This is a genomic window from Paenibacillus ferrarius, assembly GCF_002027705.1.
In the GTDB taxonomy this organism is placed as follows: Bacteria; Bacillota; Bacilli; order Paenibacillales; family NBRC-103111; genus Paenibacillus_E; species Paenibacillus_E ferrarius.
Map to the genome: position 1 here is coordinate 39,149 of NZ_MBTG01000012.1, position 18,516 is coordinate 57,664.

Consider the following 18,516-nt stretch of genomic DNA (forward strand, 5'->3'; position numbering starts at 1 on the left):
ATGAATGAGTTAACTAGCTTATCGAACGATTGGGCTGCTATCGCAGGCGCTGAATTCGAGAAGCCATATTTCCAAGATTTGAAGCAATTTCTGATAGAGGAATACCAGACCTTAACGGTTTACCCTGAACTACCAGACATTTATAGTGCCTTGCACCTTACTTCCTACGCCTCGACCAAAGTCGTTATTTTGGGGCAAGATCCCTATCACGGAAGAGGCCAAGCCCATGGCCTCAGTTTTTCCGTTAAACCAGGAATAACAATCCCACCCTCTTTACAGAATATGTATAAAGAATTGCAGTCCGATCTTGGCTGTGAGATCCCGGATAACGGCTATCTGAAGAAATGGGCGGACCAAGGTGTCTTATTGCTGAACACGGTATTGACGGTGCGGGCGGAAATGGCGAATTCTCACAAAGGAAAAGGCTGGGAGACATTTACAGACACTGTCATTCGTGCCTTGAGCGAGCGGGAGCAGCCCGTTATTTTTATTCTTTGGGGGAGTCATGCGCAGGCCAAGGAACGCCTCATCGACACGACTAAGCATGCTATTATCAAATCCGTTCACCCTAGTCCGCTGTCATCGTATCGCGGATTTTTTGGCAGCAAACCTTATTCAAAGGCGAATGCCTATTTAAGAAAATGGAAAGTTGCCGAAATTGATTGGCAAATTCCAAATTTATCACCAAGGAGCGGGAACCATGAGTGACAAACAAGAGTTTATATATGTCATCCGATTACAACCTGCTTATGTAGATCGCAGCACATGGACAGACAGAGAAAATACGATTGTCGAAGAACACTTTCAGTACCTCTTGCAATTGAAAGAGGCGGGAGAGCTTATTTTGGCTGGACGTACAGAAACATATGACGAAAAAACATTTGGCATCGTGATCCTCAGGGTGGATAATGAATTAGAAGCTAGACTGATTATGGAACAAGACCCTGCTGTCTCCAGTCAGCTGATGATAAGCGAGTTGTATCCATATCGGATTGCCGTGATGTGAAATACATATAAAGGAGAGATTCAAATGAAATTTCAAGACTTTACGTATGAGAGACCTGATTTTAAGGCGTTTGAAACCAAGTTTAAGGAGCTATTGGCACATTTCCGGCAATCTTCCTCCTTCCTAGAGCAAGATCAAGCCATGGAAGCTATCGTTCAGCTTCGCAGCGAGCTTGAATCCATGGAGTCAATAGCAAGAATTCGTCACAGTGTAGATACAACGGATGAATTCTACAAAGCGGAACAAGAGTTTCTGGATGAAATCGAGCCGCTGTACCAGGGGTTGATTACGGAATTCTATCAAGCACTGATTCATTCCACCTATCGCAGCGAACTTGAGAATAAATGGGGCAAGCAGTTGTTTACAATAGCCTCTTTGGCATTGAAAACGTTCTCACCTGAAATTGTCGATGATCTTGTACAAGAGAACAAATTGGCTAGTGAATATTCCAAATTGCTAGCTTCGGCCAAGCTTGTTTTTGAAGGTGAAGAAAGAAATTTATCGCAATTGGTTCCTTTTCAGCTAGCGACAGACCGAAACGTGCGCAAAGCAGCGAATGATGTGAAATATAGTTTCTTTATTGAAAATGAAGCCAAATTGGACGAACTGTACGATCAATTAGTCAAAATACGTACCGTCATTGCCAAGAAGCTGGGATATGCCAATTTTGTAGAGCTGGCTTATGCGCGATTGAACCGCTCGGATTACAATGCCAAAGACGTGGAAGCGTTCCGTGATCAGGTGCTTGAACACATTGTGCCTGCAGCAACGAAGCTGAAGGAGCGTCAGAAAGCAAGAATTGGTGTTGAAACGCTTCATTATTATGATGACAAGTTTGGCTTTCCTACAGGAAATGCCACCCCCAAAGGCGATGCTGACTGGATTGTGCAGCAAGCAAGGCACATGTACGCAGAGCTTTCACCTGAAACGAATGAGTTCTTTACTTTCATGATTGAGAATGGCTTGATGGACTTGGTGGCTAAGAAGGGGAAACGCGTCGGCGGCTATTGTTCGTATATTAGCAGTTACAAAGCTCCGTATATTTTCTCCAACTTTAACGGTACTTCCGGTGATATTGATGTGCTGACGCATGAAGTCGGCCACGCTTTTCAAGGCTTCAGCAGCCGCGAATTCCAAGTGCCGGAATATACGTTTCCAACCTTGGAAGCGTGCGAAATTCATTCGATGAGTATGGAGTTTCTTGCTTGGCCATGGATGTCCTTGTTCTTCGAAGACGAAACGGATAAATATAAATTTAAACATCTGAGCGAATCGCTTCTGTTCATCCCGTATGGGGTTGCCGTTGATGAATTCCAGCATCGCGTTTATGAACAACCGGATCTGACTCCAGCAGAGCGGAAGCAGGTTTGGCGTGAGGTTGAGCGCAAATATTTGCCGCACCGTGAATACGCGGATAATGATTATTTGGAGAGAGGCGGCTTCTGGCATCAGCAGCAGCACATCTTCAAGAGCCCTTTCTATTACATCGACTACACCTTGGCTCAAGTGTGCGCGTTTCAGTTCTGGAAAAGAGCAAATGAGAATCCGGCACTAGCTTGGCAAGATTACTTGCGTCTATGCCAGCAGGGAGGAAGCCGAAATTTCACGGAGCTGGTTGAAGTCGCTCAGCTGATTTCTCCTTTTAAAGACGGCTGCGTAGCGTCAGTCATTGGTCAAATAGAATCCTGGCTTGATCAGATTGATGACAAAAGCCTTTAAATCATGGGCTTCACATACGTGATCTTCAGTCCGCTGTCACAGGCTTTGCCGGTTTCATAAGAGCGATTGCCAAGCATGTCATGGAATATGTGGTGATCTTCTGAAGAGCCGCTTTGCAAAGCCTTTATGGCCGCTTGAAGCACACGCATGCCATCTTTGAGGGCGATATCCCATAAGTCCCAAATGCTGTAGGTGTACGTTTCCTCCTCAGAGGTAGGACAATGCCAAACCGTCTGGGCTTCGTTCAAATAATCGAGTGGAGCCGGATGTTTGGTATAGACCAGCGGGGATATTTGACCGAAGGTTAGGATGCGTTTTATGCCTTTAGGATCGTGAAACAGCCGCTGCGCTCGAATCATATCAAGGTAAGCATCGTTCCAATCTTGGTCAGATATAGCTGCGACATGGTCCTTGTACTGGTTGGCAGCTGCATGAGCGAGTGCGGGTACGATGCCAAGCGGGAGCGTCTCGCCTACATAAATTTCTTTCCACACAGGCGTTTTCCAAGTCTGCAAGCCTAATTTTTTGCGTACAATCAGGGTGTCCATAATAATTTCAAACCGTTGGTGATCCCATTTCTTGAAGCCGGATTTATAGAAGACATAGGGATGCATGTTGCGGTCTAGAATATGGTGTGTCACGAATCCAAGCACATATACGACAGCGGGATTATATAAGCCTCTTCCTCCCACTTGGCGGAGCAAATCTTCAATAAAAGGGCCGCACTGCTGCGTATGCATCAGACTCCCTAGCTCATTCATTTTTTTGTCCTTTTTCCAAGGCAAATAGTTATGATAGAACAGGAAATCAGGCCCCTGACATCCAAGTGAAAATAGGTTCCGCAATTGCTTATCATTCAGCATGGGGGCATGGCCCAGTTGTTTCATCAATTCTTGACCAAAAATAAGATGAGTCCAAATATTAGGCAAACCGATATTCCTCCCTAAATAGACGAGTTGATGGGATAGAGCCCTTACATTTTAACATATCAAGGAAACTTGAGGTCACATTTCATGAACAATTTCAGATCCAACTCTTACTAAGGCAGGAATAATCTGCAAATCGTCGAATTCAAACAGTCGGTGATGGAAACCATCCAATGCACTTTTAAGATGGGAGATATAGAATGAATATGGTCAATAATCCGCTGAATGTAATGCGCAGTGCAGATCCAGACAATATTCAGGGTCTGTTTTCGAGTACGGAACCTTCGTTTGCTTCAGTCTTTGAATTTAGTACGGTTGGAATGGCACTTGTTTCACTTCAAGGACGATGGATCAGGGTCAACCCTAGTCTATGTCAGCTGTCAGGTTATTCCGAGGATGAATTATTATACAGGGATCTTAATGACCTATTTCTGCCTGAAGAAATTGTGAAAATGCGGGGAATCAACGCTCAATTGCTGTCTGGTGAAATTCGTTCTGCTCAATTCGACAAGCGAATGAAGCAGAAGGATAATACGCTTCTGGACGTGGAATGCGGAATTTCGTTGGCAAGAGACGCATATAACCAACCACTTTACTATATCTTTCAACTCAAAGCACTGCCTACGAAATCGGAAATGGAACAAAAGCTTGCTGAAAGCGAACAGCGCTATAAATCCCTAATTGAACATAATCCGGCAGGGATTCTAACCTGTGACTTGGATGGTTGGATCAAAAGTGTGAATCCCGCCATGGAACGAATTCTGGGGTATTTGGAATCGGAAATGCTTGGATTGTCCATCAACCACTTCTGGGGCGAAGAGAGTCTGATTGAAAGCTCAACGGATAATCTAATCCTGCAAGCAGATAATTACATGCTTAAGGTTTCCCACAAAAATGGGGACAAAATAGAACTAGGCTTGAAAAATGTGCCTATTATTGTGGATGGAACGTTCGAAGGCGTCTATCTCATAGCCAGGGATATTACCCAGCACAATCTGGATCGCGAATCGCTTAGAATTGCGCAGCAGGATCTGCATGATACTGTCCGCAGACAACAAGGGATGACGATGAAATTCAGATATATGCGCGGGAACTTCATCCATACGTTATGTGATGGGGAGCTTCTTTATCGACTGGGCAATAAGCCGTCCCAAATTATCGGCAATGATTTGTTTCAAATTTGGCCATATGAAATGGCTGCGAATATTGAAAGATATTATAGAATGGCATGGAATGGCGATGAAAATGTACTCTATGAAACGACCTTTCGAGGGATTACTTATCTAACCTCCTTGAGGCCCATATTTGAACAAGGGCGCGTCATTGAAGTGATCGGCTCATGTGTAGATATCACAGAACGCAAACAGATGGAGACAGAGCTCAGGGAAACCAAGGAGCTTCTGGAATCATTCATTAATAATACAACAGATGCGATTTGTGTTCTTGATTTGCATTCCTGCGTAATTTCTGTGAATGCGGCCTATGAGCATATTTTTGGCTGGAACCAAGATGAGCTGCTGGGTCAAACTTTGCCGATCTATCCAGAGTTTCTGGAGGAACAGCGCAAAGAAATTTATGAGATGCTGAAAGCCGGCAAGCAAATTTCCGGGTTGGAAACGGTCCGTTTGCGCAAGGATGGTCAGCTCGTCCATGTCAGTGTGACCAAAACGCCAAGGAAGAATGAAAAGGGCGAGATCATCGGATTCGCTGGAATTACGCGTGATATTACGGAGCGGAAACGCACGGAGGAATTGCTGCGAAAGTCGGATAAGCTTTCTGTTGCCGGCCAATTAGCGGCAGGACTTGCTCATGAAATTCGCAATCCGCTTACTTCCCTGCGCGGCTTTCTGCAGCTTCTGCAGAACGATATGAAGGGAAAACAGCATTATTTTGACATTATGCTCTCCGAGTTGGATCGGATCAATTTCATTGTCAGTGAATTTCTCGTCATAGCTAAACCGGAAGCGATTCATTATAAAAAGAGCGACTTGAAAGAGATTTTACAAACCGTGATCGCCTTATTGGATACGCAAGCCGTGCTTTGTGATGTGGAGTTGGTCTTGGAGTTTGAGTCAGAGATTCCGGAATTGATTTGCTCTGAGATGCACTTGAAGCAATTATTTATTAATCTGGTTAAAAATGCAATGGAGGCTATTCCGAAGGATGGGCAGATTAAATTGACGGTTTCGATCCAGGAAAGTGATCTGATTCGAATCCGAACTGTGGATAACGGCTGTGGTATTCCGGAGGAGAGGCTTAAACAGTTAGGGGAACCCTTCTATACAACGAAGGAAAAAGGGACAGGGCTTGGATTAATGATGTGTTTCAAAATCGTCGAAGCCCATAAAGGGACGATGACGATTCAAAGCCAACTGGGTGAAGGCACGATTATTGATGTGTTTTTGCCGCTCCAACCAGATGATCAAGATAGAATTGATATGCCTTAAGGTGCAAATGCCAAAAAACCGCCTGACCTGAGAACAGGAAAGGCGGTTTCTTATGTTAGAAATTAATGCTAAATTCATTTGATTCTCTGGAATACCATTGTGTGATTTGAGGATCTTGTTCATTATGAATTCGTACTGCATCAGGTGTATATTTGACGATAATCCCCGAATTTACCTGATAATAAACGCCTAATGGATCTAACGACCAAACATAGACTGGTGTTTTGGAGAGAGCTGCAATGAATATCTCTATATCTGTATCCAGTAGTTTAGTTCCGTAAATCATCTTCACACCTCTGTCTATTTTTTTTGATGAAGTTGCGCATATAAGTAGTGACAGCATGAACGCAGAAATAATCACAAATGATCTTGGATTATTTTGTGACGTTTCCGTTGAGGATTTCCTGAAATATGTAGAATATGAGCAATCCAGGAGAGGGACAGGTAAAAAAAGTGGGTTCCCACCGCATAGAATTCCTTGTATAATAGGGAAGCTTTGTGAGAATTGACTATTGGTAGATTATGAATGGGCAGAAGGAGAAAGGGGTCAATGGCTGTGATTGTGGTTGGGGGAATGATCGGTCTTGGTAAGACATCAGTATCCACGTTGCTGGGACAAGAGCTGAATTCAAATGTATTTTATGAGAGTGTTGATGATAATCCGATATTACCGTTATTTTATACGTCATCTCCGGAAGAGATTGAGAAGAAACGATATCCGTTTCTCCTGCAATTGCACTTTCTGAATACAAGATTTAAGGCGATTAAACAGGCATTGGTACATAATCGCAATGTTCTCGATCGCAGCATCTATGAAGATTGGTACTTTGCGAAAGTAAATCGCGAGCTGGGCCGTATTTCTCAACTGGAATTTGATGTTTATGAAGGATTAGCTGACAATATGATGGCCGAGCTGGCTGAGCTTCCTAAGAAGGCGCCTGATCTCATGGTATACCTCAAAGCGTCCTTTGATACGGTTTTGCATCGTATTGGGTTGCGCGGCCGCAGCTTTGAACAAGATGAATCCTTAGTCGAATATTATCGACAGCTGTGGTCGGGCTATGATGACTGGGTCATGAACCATTATCACGCCTCAGAAGTGCTGATTGTCGATATGGATCGGGTGGATGTTGTGAATCGCGAGGAAGACGCTGCCGCGCTAGTTGATCAAGTGCGTGCTAAGCTTTCAGAATTATCTATCATGTGATTAGGAGACCCCCTCAATTATGAGGGGGTCTTTCGTATTATATAGAAGCTAGCATTTGATGTCGAATTAAAAAGTTTTTTAATTCTTTTTTGAAATGCTTGTTTGAAAGAGGGGACTTGCGGGTATATAGTCCTGAGAACTTACAATTATTTAGCGAATAGAATCTGATATTGTCGGGAATACATAAGTGTGATACAATTTGTATCGAACCAGAATTCATTGAAGGTTAAGGTGATGAATTTGTTATTTATCGTATGTTATCAAGGAAAGCCGATGTCCAAACCGATGCCTCAATTGGCAGCAACAGAGAAAATGGCAAAGCTTAGCCGTTTTTTTTCGAATCTTGAATTAGTTGAAGTTCAGCAGCAATTGGTTGCCACCTAATCTCTCCAACAACTACGTGCAGTTTTGCATCTTAACTCCTTAGTGCTTTATTTAAGGAGTTTTTGTCTTGCTATGGATATGGTACAGTAGATGGAAATGGCTGAAAGTGGGAAACTGACATGAACAGTAGCGCACCTGCTTCAAAAAAGGCGCTCATTCTGGGAGCTGGCATTGGTGGTTTAATGTCCGCCCTTTTCTTGCAGGAACAAGGCTGGGACATCGTCATCTATGAAAAAAAACAAGAACTCTCCGAATTCGGGGCAGGGCTTGTCCTTGCCGCGAATGCTCTGCATGTATTGGATAAGCTCGGATTAGCGGAGAAAGTAAAGCAGGCGGGAGCTAAAGTGGGGAAAGCGGACATTGGCAGCTGGCAGGGCAAAGCCATTACGGCGGTGCCGGTAGATCAGCAAGCAGCTTTATATGGAACCTACAGTTACCTCATTCATAGAGCCAAGCTCCAAGGTATCTTGGTCGAACACCTGAATGAGCGAGTAACGCTGCATGTGAATAAAAGACTGATGGCTCTGGAGCAGGCTGAGCAAAGCGTCACGGTTCGATTTGAGGATGGAACGGCAGATACGGGGCATATCCTCATCGGAGCAGATGGCATTCATTCACAAGCTGCGAATATGCTGTTTGGTCGCAGCCTGCTGCGGTATTCGGGTTTTAAGGCTTTGCGCGGGATAACCCCCTATACGGATCAGCGGTATTTGGCTGAGATCGGCGGGGGATTTGAAGCATGGGGCAAAGGGAAGCGCTTCGGCTTCTCGCAAATCGGTGAGAATCAGGTCTATTGGTTCGCTGCGATCAATGCAGCGCACGGCTCGGAGATTGTTCATAAGAAAGAATTTGTTCTTAAGCAGCTTGAAGGCTGGCATGATCCTATTGAGGATGTCATCCGGGCAACAAAGGAGACTTCTATTCTGGTTCATGATATTTATGATCGCAAACCGCTTGCTCGGTGGAGCATCGGCAGGGTCACGCTGCTTGGAGATGCCGCACACCCGATGCTGCCGAATTTGGGACAAGGCGGAGCACAAGCAATGGAAGATGCTTATGTGCTGACGAGTAGACTTGCGCAAGTGGATGTAAATTCGAGTGAGGCGATGCGGGCTGCTTTGACCGATTATGAGAAGATTCGGATGCCGCGCGTCTACCAAGTGGTAAAGCAGTCCAGAAGAATGGCTCGCCTCGTACAGATGAGCAGCCCTCTGGGGACGGTGCTTCGTAATCAGCTGCTGAGCCGATTGCCGGCGAAGCTGCAAATCAAACAACTGGACGGTCTGCTGGGGCATCGTGTGTAAGTCCGATAAAGGCAGATCCGCCTATGACCGATTTTACTTGAAAAATATTTTTGGAATTATGAAAAATCCATAGAATTGATGGAAAACTCCGAATATAATGAAAGAGTAAACTTTGAGAAAAAGAGGTGCTGTCCATGGATTCAACGGATATTCAAAGTAATAAGGGTATGGCTATTGTAGGGTACATCTTGTTTTTCATCCCGCTTATCTTGGCCAAAGATTCAAAATTTGCGTGGTATCATGCAAACCAAGGTCTCACCTTGCTGGTAGTGGCTGTTATTCTCAATGTGGTTTTGAGTATTATTCCGTTTATTGGTTTTCTCTTGCTGCCGCTGGTGAACTTGGCGATTTTTATTTTTGCCATTCTTGGTATTGTTGCTGCCGCACAAGGTCAAGTCAAACCTCTGCCGATCATCGGCAATTACACGCTTTTGAAATAAGTTTGACGTACATAAATAAGGCTTTGCGATAAGCCGAGTTTAGTGTTCAAGCGTCGATCGCTTATGGAGTTCATACTTTGCAGCATGACGTGGGATTGTTGGGTTTCTAGTTCGGTTCACCTGTTTGGGAAAACCTGCGAAAGTGCAGGGATTTTTGGGTGATTTCGGTTGAAAAGTGGAAATACCTGCAAATGTGCAGGTATTTTCATCTTTTAGGGCTTCTAATGCAGGGAAATCCTCAAAAGCATGCACAATTGCAGGAATTTACTGATTGGGGCTACTCCAAGAGTAAAAAGGATGCACAATTGCAGGAATTTTTATGAATGTGGCCATTACGAGTGGAACTAGAGCAGATCTGCAACAAGGCAATGAGGAAAGTGTTAGAACAAATGAGGGCTGTCTTCAAGTAGTTTATCTACTTATGGGACAGCTCTTTGTGTTTCCCAGAAATTAAAGATCAGCCGCGATCTCAGCCATGCGATGATTGACGTTGTTTCTATAAACGCCGCCATGATAACAAATCACGGTTTCAATATCAAACGCTGTAAGCTTCTTCACTGACTGCAAGGCTTGTTCATAGTTAACGCAGTATTCCGGCACGGGTCCTAGAAGTTGACCGTCCACGATGACCAATGCATCGGCTGCAATTAATGTTTTGCTGGGGGTATGATAAAGACTGATATGGCCAGGGGTATGCCCCGGCGTTTCAATGACTGTAAGGCCGCCTGCATAAGGCAGCTGTTGACCGTCTGCGAGAAGCCCGGTGACCTCGCCCTTGGGAGGATTCTCCAGCGTTGAGCGAAAAGCTTTGCGCCACTCGGGGGAAGTATCCGCAGGCAGACTTGCAACGGCTTTGTCGATGGTTTCCGGTGTAATTTTAATCAGCAATTTGTCGCCTTGAATATAAGGCTTTTCTAATTCATTAGCTAGTACATTCAGCTTCTGAGGGGATTCTTGCCTAATAGTCGGCAAGCTGCCGATATGATCAATGTCTTGGTGGGTAATAATAATCGTGTGTAGGTCTTGCACAGCTGCATGATGTTGTTCCATCGCTTTGCGAATGAGGGGGAAGACACCTGGATAACCGGTATCCACTAAAACGGCGCCATGCTGATCGAGTAAAAGTGTGGGATGGATAACGTCTATACCGCCCATCATAGGAACAGCTAGTTCAAGCACAAAAAGACCAGCAGCAATTTGCATCAGAAACCCTCCATGGAAAATCGATTAGAAAGAATAGGGCTATCTTATCTAAAAGGAGGTTATATGTCAAATAAATATTTAAATATAACATAATTTAGTTTAAAAGTCAAGTGAATATTATTTTAGCGCTTGCAGACTTAGTTTTGTCTAAAATTTGAGCAACGTGTGAATAAAATATGAACAAAATTCTTTTTTTGTGGTATACTATATTTATTAAGCACTTACATTTGAGTTTGGAGTGATAAATATGGCGAATAAAGCTATTTCAATCAGTAGTATTGAGCACAATGAGCGCGATGTGATGCCATTAGTGAAGATGATGACGATTGCGGCATGGGCTTTACTAGGTATAGGATTAGTTTTGAGCTTGCTCAACATAAATCATTTTAGTGACCGCAATGCTTCATTAATGGTTGGCGTTGGCTTCATGGTCGGCAGTGTGCATATTTATGTGATTCGGACAGCGATTCATCTGGTTCATTCACGTGCTGTTTCGAAGTCTGAATAAGGTTCCGGCAATTAAACAATTGAATAAAGCCTTTCAAGTGAGTAACTTGAAGGGCTTTTTGGTTTTCATACATTTTCATAATAGTCAACAAACGTTCTGTGACATTTGTTTTACAGTAAAACGTCGATCCTTTGACGTATTTGTTAAGTCATGTTTATGGATGTGTACTTTTAAGCGCAATTTGATATCTTGTTAATAGAACGATATCATGCAAGTTAAATAAAAAAATGAGAAATGAGCATTTTGCAGATTTGCGGACAGGGAGGTTAGCGGAATGAAGAAAAGAAAATTCGTACAAGCTTTGATGCCCGTCATGATGATTGCCATGATTGTGCTTCTGGCAGGCTGCGGTACTCAACCGATGGTATTGGACCCCAAAGGTCCTGTAGGTGCCGAACAAAGAGATTTAATTATGATATCAACCGTGTTATGCACGATTATCCTCGTGCCGGTGCTTGCTCTTACGGCCTGGATTGTTTGGCGGTATCGGGATAAAGAGGGCAATAGAGCCTCTTATAAACCAAATTGGGCACACAGTACAACATTAGAAGTTGTATGGTGGGCAATTCCGATCGTCATTATCGCGACGCTGGCTGTTGTAACTATCCGTTACACGCATGCGCTCGAACCATCTAAGCCATTGAAATCCGATAAAGCACCAATTACGGTTCAAGTGACATCCCTTGATTGGAAATGGTTGTTCACGTATCCGGAGCTGGGTATCGCAACCGTTAACTATTTGCAAATACCGGAGGACACGCCAATTAAGTTCGAACTGACCTCGGATGCGCCGATGAACTCATTCTGGGTTCCGCAGCTTGGCGGCCAAATCTACACGATGTCCGGCATGGCCATGACGCTTTACTTGCAAGCGGATGAGATTGGTCATTATTTCGGGACAGGGGCAAATTTCAGTGGCGAACACTTCGCGGATATGACTTTTGACGTGAATGCAACATCCAAGCAGGATTTTGATGCATTCGTAGCCAAAACGAAAAAAGTGCCAAATAAGCTTACAATGGAAAGCTACGAAGCATTAGCGAAGCCAGGCAAGTCTGGCGTTCAATATTTCTCAGCAATTCCTGATGGGTTGTTCGAGAAAATTGTTACGAAATATACGAAAGGCCAATCCATTCACAGTGGACATGGCGCAGCAGCTGAAACCACGAAAGAAACGCCAAAATCCTCGGGTTCAGATAAGAATGGAACGATGGAACATCAAATGGACCACAGTCAAATGAAAACGACGAAGTGATCGACTGAAGCTTCAAAGAAAGGAAGTCATGCTCATGTTGGATACAATCAAACAGTTCGCATCGGAATTTTTCGTAACGGGCGATCCACTCATCTTAGGCGCTCAAGTCAGTATTGGACTGTCAATGGTCGCCATGGTATTCGTGCTGACCTATTTCAAAAAATGGGTCTGGCTCTGGCGTGAATGGTTAACAAGCGTCGATCATAAACGGATTGGTATTATGTATATCATCTGTTCGATTATGATGTTGTTCCGCGGCGGCGTGGATGCACTTCTGATGCGTCTGCAGTTGGCTATGCCGAATAGTGAATTTCTGCAAGCAGACCACTATAATCAAATTTTTACAACACATGGCGTAATTATGATTTTGTTCATGGCGATGCCATTGATGTTTGGTTTGTTTAATATCGTTGTTCCTCTGCAAATTGGAGCCAGAGACGTCGCGTATCCGTTTCTGAACTCGCTAAGTTTCTGGATGTTCTTCTGGGGAGCGATGCTGTTCAACGTATCGTTCGTTATCGGTGGATCACCAGATGCAGGATGGCTGAGCTATCCGCCGCTTTCAGAGATGTCGCATAGTCCCGGCGTGGGAGAAAACTTCTATATCTGGGGTATTCAAATTTCAGGTATCGGCAGTTTAGCAACAGGGATTAACTTTATCGTAACGATTCTGAAAATGCGCGCACCAGGCATGAAATTGATGAAAATGCCAATGTTCACATGGTCCGTATTTTCCAGTTGTATCATGATTATCTTTGCATTCCCGATCTTAACAGTGACGCTTGCGCTGCTGTTCCTGGATCGCTTCCTTGGCGCGCACTTCTTCACCTTGGATGGTGGAGGAAATCCGATGATGTACATCAACTTGATTTGGATGTGGGGGCACCCCGAGGTTTACATTGTTGTTGTTCCTGCTTTCGGGATCTTCTCGGAAGTGGTGTCAACCTTCTCCAAAAAGAAGTTGTTTGGTTACAAATCCATGGTGTTCGCCATGTTGATTATTAGTTTACTGTCCTTCTTCACCTGGGCGCATCACTTCTTCACCATGGGATCCGGCGCGAATGTCAACGCCTTTTTCGCCATCAGTACCATGCTGATTGCTATCCCGACAGGAGCCAAAGTGTTCAACTGGCTCTTCACGATGTACCGCGGTAAAATTCGATTCACTACGCCAATGATGTGGACAGTCGCGTTCATTCCATGTTTCGTCATTGGGGGGATGACCGGGGTGCTGCTTTCGGTTGCACCTGCAGACTTCCAGTTCCATAACAGTTACTTCTTGATTGCGCATTTCCACCAAGTGTTGATCGGTGGGGTAGCGTTCGGTTACTTCGCAGGACTGTACTACTGGTGGCCAAAAATGTTCGGTTTCAAGCTTAACGAGCATTTAGGGAAATGGGCTTTCTGGCTGTGGAACATTGGCTTCTACGTGTGCTTCATGCCGCAATACTTCTTGGGCTTGGATGGTATGACGCGTCGTACCTACACGTACAGCTTCGATATGGGCTGGGGACCGCTCAATCTGGTATCCACCGTCGGTGGTTTCCTGATGGGGATCGGGTTCCTCTTCCAAGTGTGGCAAATTGCCCACTCGATTAAATTCAGAGAGCCGGATGTTTCCGGAGATCCATGGGATGGCCGGACACTGGAATGGTCCATTCCTTCGCCGGCACCGATCTATAACTTTGCTGTGCTGCCGCAAGTTAGCGAAGCAGACGCTTGGTGGGAAGAGAAGGAGAAATCAGGAGCCTCCGCTAAGCCGTCGGCACCGATAGTGTATGAACCGATTCATATGCCTAAGAATTCAGCTATTCCATTCCTCATTTCGGCCTTATGGTTTTTTGCCGGATTCGGGTTTGTGTGGGGCTGGATGTGGCTCACAATTCCGGCTTTAATCGGTGTTGGGATCTGTATGATTGCACGTTCGTTCTCGTATGATACGGATTATTATATTCCGGCTGATGAAGTGAAACGTACAGAAGCCGCATTGAAAGGAGCGAAAGTCTAATGGCACATGCAGCCGCGCAAGGTGGTCAGCACGACCATGCACACGACCATGAGCATGATCACGAATCGCTCAAAACGTTTGGTTTTTGGATATTTCTAATAACGGACTGTATTCTTTTTGGATCGTTGTTTGCGACCTATATGGTTCTGCACCAGAATACGAACGGTGGACCAACACCGGAAGAACTATTTAAGATGCCAGGGATCATTGCCGAGACCTTCATCTTGCTTACGAGCAGCTTCACAAGCGGTCTAGCCGTCCTTGGCATGAACAAAGGGAACATGAAGCAATTGCTTGGCTGGTTAGCTGTTACCGTGCTGCTAGGAGCTTCATTCGTCGGTTTAGAGCTGAATGAGTTTATTACCATGGTTAATCATGAAGGAGCAACAATCAGCACGAGCGCATTCTTATCTGCCTTTTTCGCTTTGGTAGGAACGCATGGTTTGCACGTTTCGGTTGGTTTGATCTGGATGGTGGGACTCATGATTCAGTTGAAACGTAGAGGGATTACAGCAGTAACGAAGCGCAAAGTCGCAGTTATTTCGTTGTACTGGCATTTTCTTGATGTGGTTTGGATCTTCGTATTTACGATCGTTTACTTGATGGGGGTGATGTAAGATGAGTCAACCGCATACAGATTCACATCAGAATCATGACGCTCATGGTTCGTTGAAATCTTATATCCTGGGCTTCGCCTTATCGATTATCCTGACGATCATCCCATTGGTCGTGGTGATGAATCACATGCTGAACAGAACTGGTACGCTGGTTTTGATTCTCATTATGGCGATTCTGCAATTCTGCGTACAACTCCTGTTCTTCATGCATGTGAAGGAAGGCGAGAACGCGAAATGGAACATCATGGCGCTGATCTTTGGTTTAGTTATCTTAATAACAATTGTCGCTGGTTCCATCTGGATTATGACTTACAACCAAGTTGCGCATTAAGTGTGAATTTGGTTAATAAAAAGACGCCCTCATCTTGCATAGGTGAGGGCGTCTTTGTCTTTCGTTAATGCCTTAAAGAATCGGTAGTCTTTTTTGCTCTTTGGATTCTTGTTTTTCTTGTTGAACGGCTTTCTCCCCGAATTGATCCAAGCGAGAAGGGCTGCCGGCAGGTCCGGTGTTCTTCGGTTTGTTGTTTCTTCCACCCATGGTTGATCACCTCCGTGTTTCAGCTTTTGCTAAACGCAGACCAATCATTCAGGGGAAGAACAAAAGGGTTGTCTTTCCAAAATCAATATGATACATTATGTATCAGAGATACTAAATGTATCAACACCATGATTGGACAAGCAACTACATAGAACGGAGAGGAGCCGAATGATTCGCCGAAACCAGCGTTTTCGCAACCATCTGGATGACAATCTGATTCATTTGCACAAGAATTTCTTTGTAAGCCCTTCCGATCCTCAATACTATGAGAAAGTTATACGGTATTTGGATGCCAACTCGCCAGAAGCTCATTTCAAAATTGGGCAGAAATTCCAGCTGAAAGGCAATGTGAAGCGAGCTGTTTTTCATTACAAAGAAGTGCTAAGAACGTATCCTTCGCCGTTTTATTCTGCTGCTAATCGAGCCATTCAACATCTAGACCAACAACAAGCTGCGCATGCCGCAAGCCTGCAGCAAGCATTTCCAGGGAAGAATAAGCCGCTGCTGCCGCCTTTCTTGAAAACACTGCTGCTCGTTCTGCTCGTCCTTAACTTGCTGCTGGTGCTGCTGTTCGTGGGAGATAGTCCGATTTACAAAACGATCTCCAAAATGAAGGTATGGGGAGTAGGGAGCGATATTACCTATGAGACGGTTGATGTCCCATTCGTCATGTACTTGGCGCCCGATACCAAAAACGAGGAGATTGAAAATGCCCTGCACAAGCAGGCGCTAGTGTTAGCAGATGAAATGCCTAATCGCAGCATTCTCATTTATGGCGTTGTTTCCTTGGATAATACCAATAAAGGAAAAACAATGCTGCTCACCAATGACGCTTTAACGAAAAGCGCGATTGTCGTCGCTCAGTATTACCCAGCATCAGATAACTCTGTACGAATTCGATTCCTTAATTCCGAGTATGACAAGCACCAACCGCTTAGTGCGATTGGTGCTAATTTAGTTCGTACGGCGCTGGAAGGCTACAAGAAGGATCACGGAAATGCTCCAGAGAGCCTGGATTCGCTTCTACAGGACTATCCAAACAACTACCTAAGCTTTATTCCAAACGAGGCTGAAACAGGCTCTAATGAGGTCTCAGCGGCTTATAACGGTCGAGGCGGATGGGTCTATGATGGCAAGGCAGTGGATCCGGAGCAGATGTTTTACGCAAACGCATCAGGCGTTGGCCGTATTCCTTATGAACCCGTCCACATTGAGATTAATAAAGCTGAGCATCACTTGAAGCTGGTGAGCGGCGACTATGTAATCTGGGATAAGGAAATCGGGCTTGGAGCCAACGGGGGGACACCGCAGGGGGATTTCATCGTGCTGGACCGCGTTCAACAGCCCAAAGGCAGCCATGTGCTCAGTTATGGCGACGCGGGATTGGGGCTGGGCAGCATTGCTCTTCATGGCACCTATGATGAGAGCTCGATCGGCACCGATAAATCGCTGGGTTGTGTGCGGCTCTCGAATGAGGACGTGCAGCAATTGTTTCCTTTTGTCCCCAAAGGGACCGAAGTCCAGATTGAAGCTGCGAAGTGGAACTCGGCTGCCGCTGTACCGGTTGAGCATACCGAAACGCTTATTCCAGCGAAGCAGCCTGCTCTTGACCAATCGCCGGAAAAGGTGATATTTCATTGGCTGGGTTAAGTATTATGATCGTTAATGAGGCTAATGTTCCTCATATTCCATAGAAAAAAGCAGCTGAAGCTCTCTGGTGAACCAGAGGCCTCAACTGCTTTTTTATCGTTAACTACATTAAGTTTTCGGGGTTTAGCTTCTCAAGCTCTGGAATCACGAAGCGTCCATCTTTGCGAATCAGCACATCATCAAAGTAAATTTCGCCGCCACCGTATTCAGGACGTTGAATCAATACCATATCCCAGTGAACGGAGGAACGATTGGTATTATCTGCGGTTTCATAGGCTTGCCCTGGTGTAAAGTGGATGCTGCCGTCAATCTTCTCATCAAATAAAATATCTTTCATAGGATGTTGGATATAGGGGTTTACGCCAATGGCGAACTCACCGATATAACGCGCGCCTTCATCCGTATCCAAAATGTCATTCAATTTCTTCGTATCATTGCTGGTTGCTTCAACAATGCGTCCATTCTCAAAACGGAGCACAATGTTCTCGAACGAAGTACCGGAGTAAATCGTAGGCGTATTGTAGCTGATTACGCCATTCACAGAGTCTTTCACAGGAGCGGAATAAACTTCGCCATCCGGGATGTTTCTCAGGCCGGAGCAAGGGACAGAACCAATATTTTTGATGGAGAAGCTGAGATCTGTTCCTTTGGAAACAAGTCGTACACGGTCTGTCCGATTCATGAGATCAACAAGCGATTCCATGGCGACAGCCATTTTGCTGTAATCCAGATTGCACACATTGAAGTAGAAGTTTTCGAATTCTTCCGTGCTTTTGCCTGCCAGTTGAGCCATGGAAGGGTTCGGGTAGCGCATGACGCACCACTTCGTATTGTTAATACGCTCGTCGAAGAGCGGACGCTGGAAATACTTGAGATAAAGTTTCATTTGATCTTCAGGCACATCGGATGACTCAGTAATGTTGTCTCCGCTGCGCACAGCCACATAAGCGTCCATTTGCTTCATGCGTGCGAGCTCAAAGTCAGACCACTCGCTGAATTGTTCTTGAGTGCCTTTCATTTGCAAACTTCTGGTAATCATGGGATCACGAAGCTCGATGAATGGTTTGCCGCCTACCGCGTATACTTCTTCAATCAAGCATTTGGCAAGCTCAGGATCTTTGACGCCAATCATTTCAATCAATATGTTCTCGCCGGGTTGAAGGCTTACCGAGTAGCGAATAATGTTGCGGGCAAAAGTTTGCAGTCGTGGATCTCTCATTCGTTAGGTCTCCCTTAATTTAAAATTAATACTTAGAAATTATATCGCACTACAAGAGCTAAAGCCAATGTGAGCAATCATTTCT

At 44.9% G+C, this 18,516-nt stretch carries 19 protein-coding genes; 14 read left to right on the top strand and 5 right to left on the bottom strand.

Features of this window, described 5'->3' with window-relative positions:
* From BC351_RS13440 to BC351_RS13450, 3 genes are read left to right on the top strand one after another with little or no spacing between them, the layout of a single operon-like run.
* Positions 1-708, top strand: coding sequence for a uracil-DNA glycosylase (locus tag BC351_RS13440; RefSeq protein ID WP_079412778.1), 708 nt, complete (start codon positions 1-3; stop codon positions 706-708).
* Positions 701-1,006, top strand: a complete 306-nt coding sequence (locus tag BC351_RS13445) for a YciI family protein (RefSeq protein WP_079412780.1) — start codon at positions 701-703, stop codon at positions 1,004-1,006. The genes BC351_RS13440 and BC351_RS13445 overlap by 8 nt, the downstream gene beginning before the upstream one ends.
* A gap of 24 nt (positions 1,007-1,030) precedes the next feature.
* Positions 1,031-2,725 carry a M3 family oligoendopeptidase gene (locus BC351_RS13450; protein WP_079412782.1) on the top strand — a complete coding sequence of 565 codons (1,695 nt, stop codon included), beginning with the start codon at positions 1,031-1,033 and terminating at the stop codon, positions 2,723-2,725.
* On the opposite strand, the gene BC351_RS13455 is transcribed toward BC351_RS13450, so the two are convergent.
* Entirely contained in the window at positions 2,722-3,654 is a 933-nt protein-coding gene (locus BC351_RS13455) for a zinc dependent phospholipase C family protein (protein ID WP_079412784.1), read from the bottom strand. The two genes, BC351_RS13450 and BC351_RS13455, sit on opposite strands and share 4 nt — an antisense overlap.
* A 197-nt stretch (positions 3,655-3,851) precedes the next feature.
* Between BC351_RS13455 and BC351_RS13460 the strand changes: the two genes are divergently transcribed.
* Entirely contained in the window at positions 3,852-6,098 is a 2,247-nt protein-coding gene (locus BC351_RS13460; protein ID WP_079412786.1) for a PAS domain S-box protein, read from the top strand.
* 55 nt (positions 6,099-6,153) lie between these two features.
* Here the strand turns inward: BC351_RS13460 and BC351_RS13465 are convergent, their stop codons facing one another.
* Positions 6,154-6,384 carry a hypothetical protein gene (locus tag BC351_RS13465; protein WP_244208988.1) on the bottom strand — a complete coding sequence of 77 codons (231 nt, stop codon included), beginning with the start codon at positions 6,382-6,384 and terminating at the stop codon, positions 6,154-6,156.
* Between the two features lie 264 nt (positions 6,385-6,648).
* On the opposite strand from BC351_RS13465, the gene BC351_RS13470 reads away from it, so the two are divergent.
* The 4 genes from BC351_RS13470 to BC351_RS13480 all read left to right on the top strand — a co-directional run bounded on the left by BC351_RS13470 (position 6,649) and on the right by BC351_RS13480 (position 9,433).
* Positions 6,649-7,305: a deoxynucleoside kinase gene (locus tag BC351_RS13470; RefSeq protein ID WP_079412788.1), complete on the top strand. Its 657-nt coding sequence runs from the start codon at positions 6,649-6,651 to the stop codon at positions 7,303-7,305.
* 234 nt (positions 7,306-7,539) lie between these two features.
* Positions 7,540-7,689, top strand: coding sequence for a hypothetical protein (locus BC351_RS42225; protein ID WP_158082077.1), 150 nt, complete (start codon positions 7,540-7,542; stop codon positions 7,687-7,689).
* Between the two features lie 119 nt (positions 7,690-7,808).
* Positions 7,809-8,993, top strand: coding sequence for an FAD-dependent monooxygenase (locus tag BC351_RS13475; protein ID WP_079412790.1), 1,185 nt, complete (start codon positions 7,809-7,811; stop codon positions 8,991-8,993).
* 134 nt (positions 8,994-9,127) lie between these two features.
* Complete coding sequence (locus BC351_RS13480; RefSeq protein WP_079412792.1) at positions 9,128-9,433, top strand: magnetosome magnetite crystal formation protein family; 306 nt, start codon at positions 9,128-9,130, stop codon at positions 9,431-9,433.
* A gap of 450 nt (positions 9,434-9,883) precedes the next feature.
* On the opposite strand, the gene BC351_RS13485 is transcribed toward BC351_RS13480, so the two are convergent.
* Positions 9,884-10,636: an MBL fold metallo-hydrolase gene (locus BC351_RS13485; RefSeq protein ID WP_079412794.1), complete on the bottom strand. Its 753-nt coding sequence runs from the start codon at positions 10,634-10,636 to the stop codon at positions 9,884-9,886.
* Between the two features lie 247 nt (positions 10,637-10,883).
* On the opposite strand from BC351_RS13485, the gene BC351_RS13490 reads away from it, so the two are divergent.
* The 5 genes from BC351_RS13490 to cyoD all read left to right on the top strand — a co-directional run bounded on the left by BC351_RS13490 (position 10,884) and on the right by cyoD (position 15,355).
* The gene (locus tag BC351_RS13490; protein WP_079412796.1) at positions 10,884-11,144 is read left to right on the top strand and encodes a hypothetical protein; all 261 of its coding nucleotides are present in this window, start codon (positions 10,884-10,886) and stop codon (positions 11,142-11,144) included.
* 274 nt (positions 11,145-11,418) lie between these two features.
* Positions 11,419-12,399 (top strand): ubiquinol oxidase subunit II, encoded by a 981-nt coding sequence (gene cyoA / locus BC351_RS13495; RefSeq protein WP_079412798.1) that lies wholly within the window; start codon positions 11,419-11,421, stop codon positions 12,397-12,399.
* Between the two features lie 34 nt (positions 12,400-12,433).
* A complete protein-coding gene (locus tag BC351_RS13500) occupies positions 12,434-14,407 on the top strand; it encodes a cbb3-type cytochrome c oxidase subunit I (protein ID WP_079412800.1) in 1,974 nt (657 codons plus the stop codon).
* Positions 14,407-15,024 carry a cytochrome o ubiquinol oxidase subunit III gene (cyoC, locus tag BC351_RS13505; RefSeq protein ID WP_079412802.1) on the top strand — a complete coding sequence of 206 codons (618 nt, stop codon included), beginning with the start codon at positions 14,407-14,409 and terminating at the stop codon, positions 15,022-15,024. Before BC351_RS13500 ends, cyoC begins: the two co-directional genes overlap by 1 nt.
* Before the next feature lies 1 nt (position 15,025).
* Entirely contained in the window at positions 15,026-15,355 is a 330-nt protein-coding gene (gene cyoD, locus BC351_RS13510; protein WP_079412804.1) for a cytochrome o ubiquinol oxidase subunit IV, read from the top strand.
* Between the two features lie 72 nt (positions 15,356-15,427).
* Here the strand turns inward: cyoD and BC351_RS43895 are convergent, their stop codons facing one another.
* Positions 15,428-15,562 (bottom strand): hypothetical protein, encoded by a 135-nt coding sequence (locus tag BC351_RS43895; RefSeq protein WP_279628337.1) that lies wholly within the window; start codon positions 15,560-15,562, stop codon positions 15,428-15,430.
* Positions 15,563-15,730: 168 nt separating this feature from the next.
* Here BC351_RS43895 and BC351_RS13515 point away from each other — a divergent pair, with 168 nt between their 5' ends.
* Entirely contained in the window at positions 15,731-17,212 is a 1,482-nt protein-coding gene (locus BC351_RS13515; RefSeq protein WP_079412806.1) for a L,D-transpeptidase, read from the top strand.
* Positions 17,213-17,315: 103 nt separating this feature from the next.
* Here the strand turns inward: BC351_RS13515 and BC351_RS13520 are convergent, their stop codons facing one another.
* Positions 17,316-18,431 carry an aminopeptidase gene (locus BC351_RS13520; RefSeq protein ID WP_079412808.1) on the bottom strand — a complete coding sequence of 372 codons (1,116 nt, stop codon included), beginning with the start codon at positions 18,429-18,431 and terminating at the stop codon, positions 17,316-17,318.
* Between the last annotated feature and the right edge of the window lie 85 nt (positions 18,432-18,516).

Excerpts from the sequence above, each read along its gene's own strand:
- BC351_RS13445 (WP_079412780.1), top strand. The coding sequence starts at position 701 with ATGAGTGACAAACAAGAGTTTATATATGTCATCCGATTACAACCTGCT.
- BC351_RS43895 (WP_279628337.1), bottom strand. The coding sequence starts at position 15,562 with ATGGGTGGAAGAAACAACAAACCGAAGAACACCGGACCTGCCGGCAGC.
- BC351_RS13470 (WP_079412788.1), top strand. The coding sequence starts at position 6,649 with ATGGCTGTGATTGTGGTTGGGGGAATGATCGGTCTTGGTAAGACATCA.
- BC351_RS13490 (WP_079412796.1), top strand. The coding sequence starts at position 10,884 with ATGGCGAATAAAGCTATTTCAATCAGTAGTATTGAGCACAATGAGCGC.
- BC351_RS42225 (WP_158082077.1), top strand. The coding sequence starts at position 7,540 with ATGAATTTGTTATTTATCGTATGTTATCAAGGAAAGCCGATGTCCAAA.
- BC351_RS13500 (WP_079412800.1), top strand. The coding sequence starts at position 12,434 with ATGTTGGATACAATCAAACAGTTCGCATCGGAATTTTTCGTAACGGGC.
- BC351_RS13450 (WP_079412782.1), top strand. The coding sequence starts at position 1,031 with ATGAAATTTCAAGACTTTACGTATGAGAGACCTGATTTTAAGGCGTTT.
- BC351_RS13440 (WP_079412778.1), top strand. The coding sequence starts at position 1 with ATGAATGAGTTAACTAGCTTATCGAACGATTGGGCTGCTATCGCAGGC.
- cyoC (WP_079412802.1), top strand. The coding sequence starts at position 14,407 with ATGGCACATGCAGCCGCGCAAGGTGGTCAGCACGACCATGCACACGAC.
- BC351_RS13475 (WP_079412790.1), top strand. The coding sequence starts at position 7,809 with ATGAACAGTAGCGCACCTGCTTCAAAAAAGGCGCTCATTCTGGGAGCT.
- BC351_RS13465 (WP_244208988.1), bottom strand. The coding sequence starts at position 6,384 with ATGATTTACGGAACTAAACTACTGGATACAGATATAGAGATATTCATT.
- BC351_RS13480 (WP_079412792.1), top strand. The coding sequence starts at position 9,128 with ATGGATTCAACGGATATTCAAAGTAATAAGGGTATGGCTATTGTAGGG.
- BC351_RS13515 (WP_079412806.1), top strand. The coding sequence starts at position 15,731 with ATGATTCGCCGAAACCAGCGTTTTCGCAACCATCTGGATGACAATCTG.
- BC351_RS13460 (WP_079412786.1), top strand. The coding sequence starts at position 3,852 with ATGAATATGGTCAATAATCCGCTGAATGTAATGCGCAGTGCAGATCCA.
- BC351_RS13520 (WP_079412808.1), bottom strand. The coding sequence starts at position 18,431 with ATGAGAGATCCACGACTGCAAACTTTTGCCCGCAACATTATTCGCTAC.
- cyoA (WP_079412798.1), top strand. The coding sequence starts at position 11,419 with ATGAAGAAAAGAAAATTCGTACAAGCTTTGATGCCCGTCATGATGATT.
- cyoD (WP_079412804.1), top strand. The coding sequence starts at position 15,026 with ATGAGTCAACCGCATACAGATTCACATCAGAATCATGACGCTCATGGT.
- BC351_RS13485 (WP_079412794.1), bottom strand. The coding sequence starts at position 10,636 with ATGCAAATTGCTGCTGGTCTTTTTGTGCTTGAACTAGCTGTTCCTATG.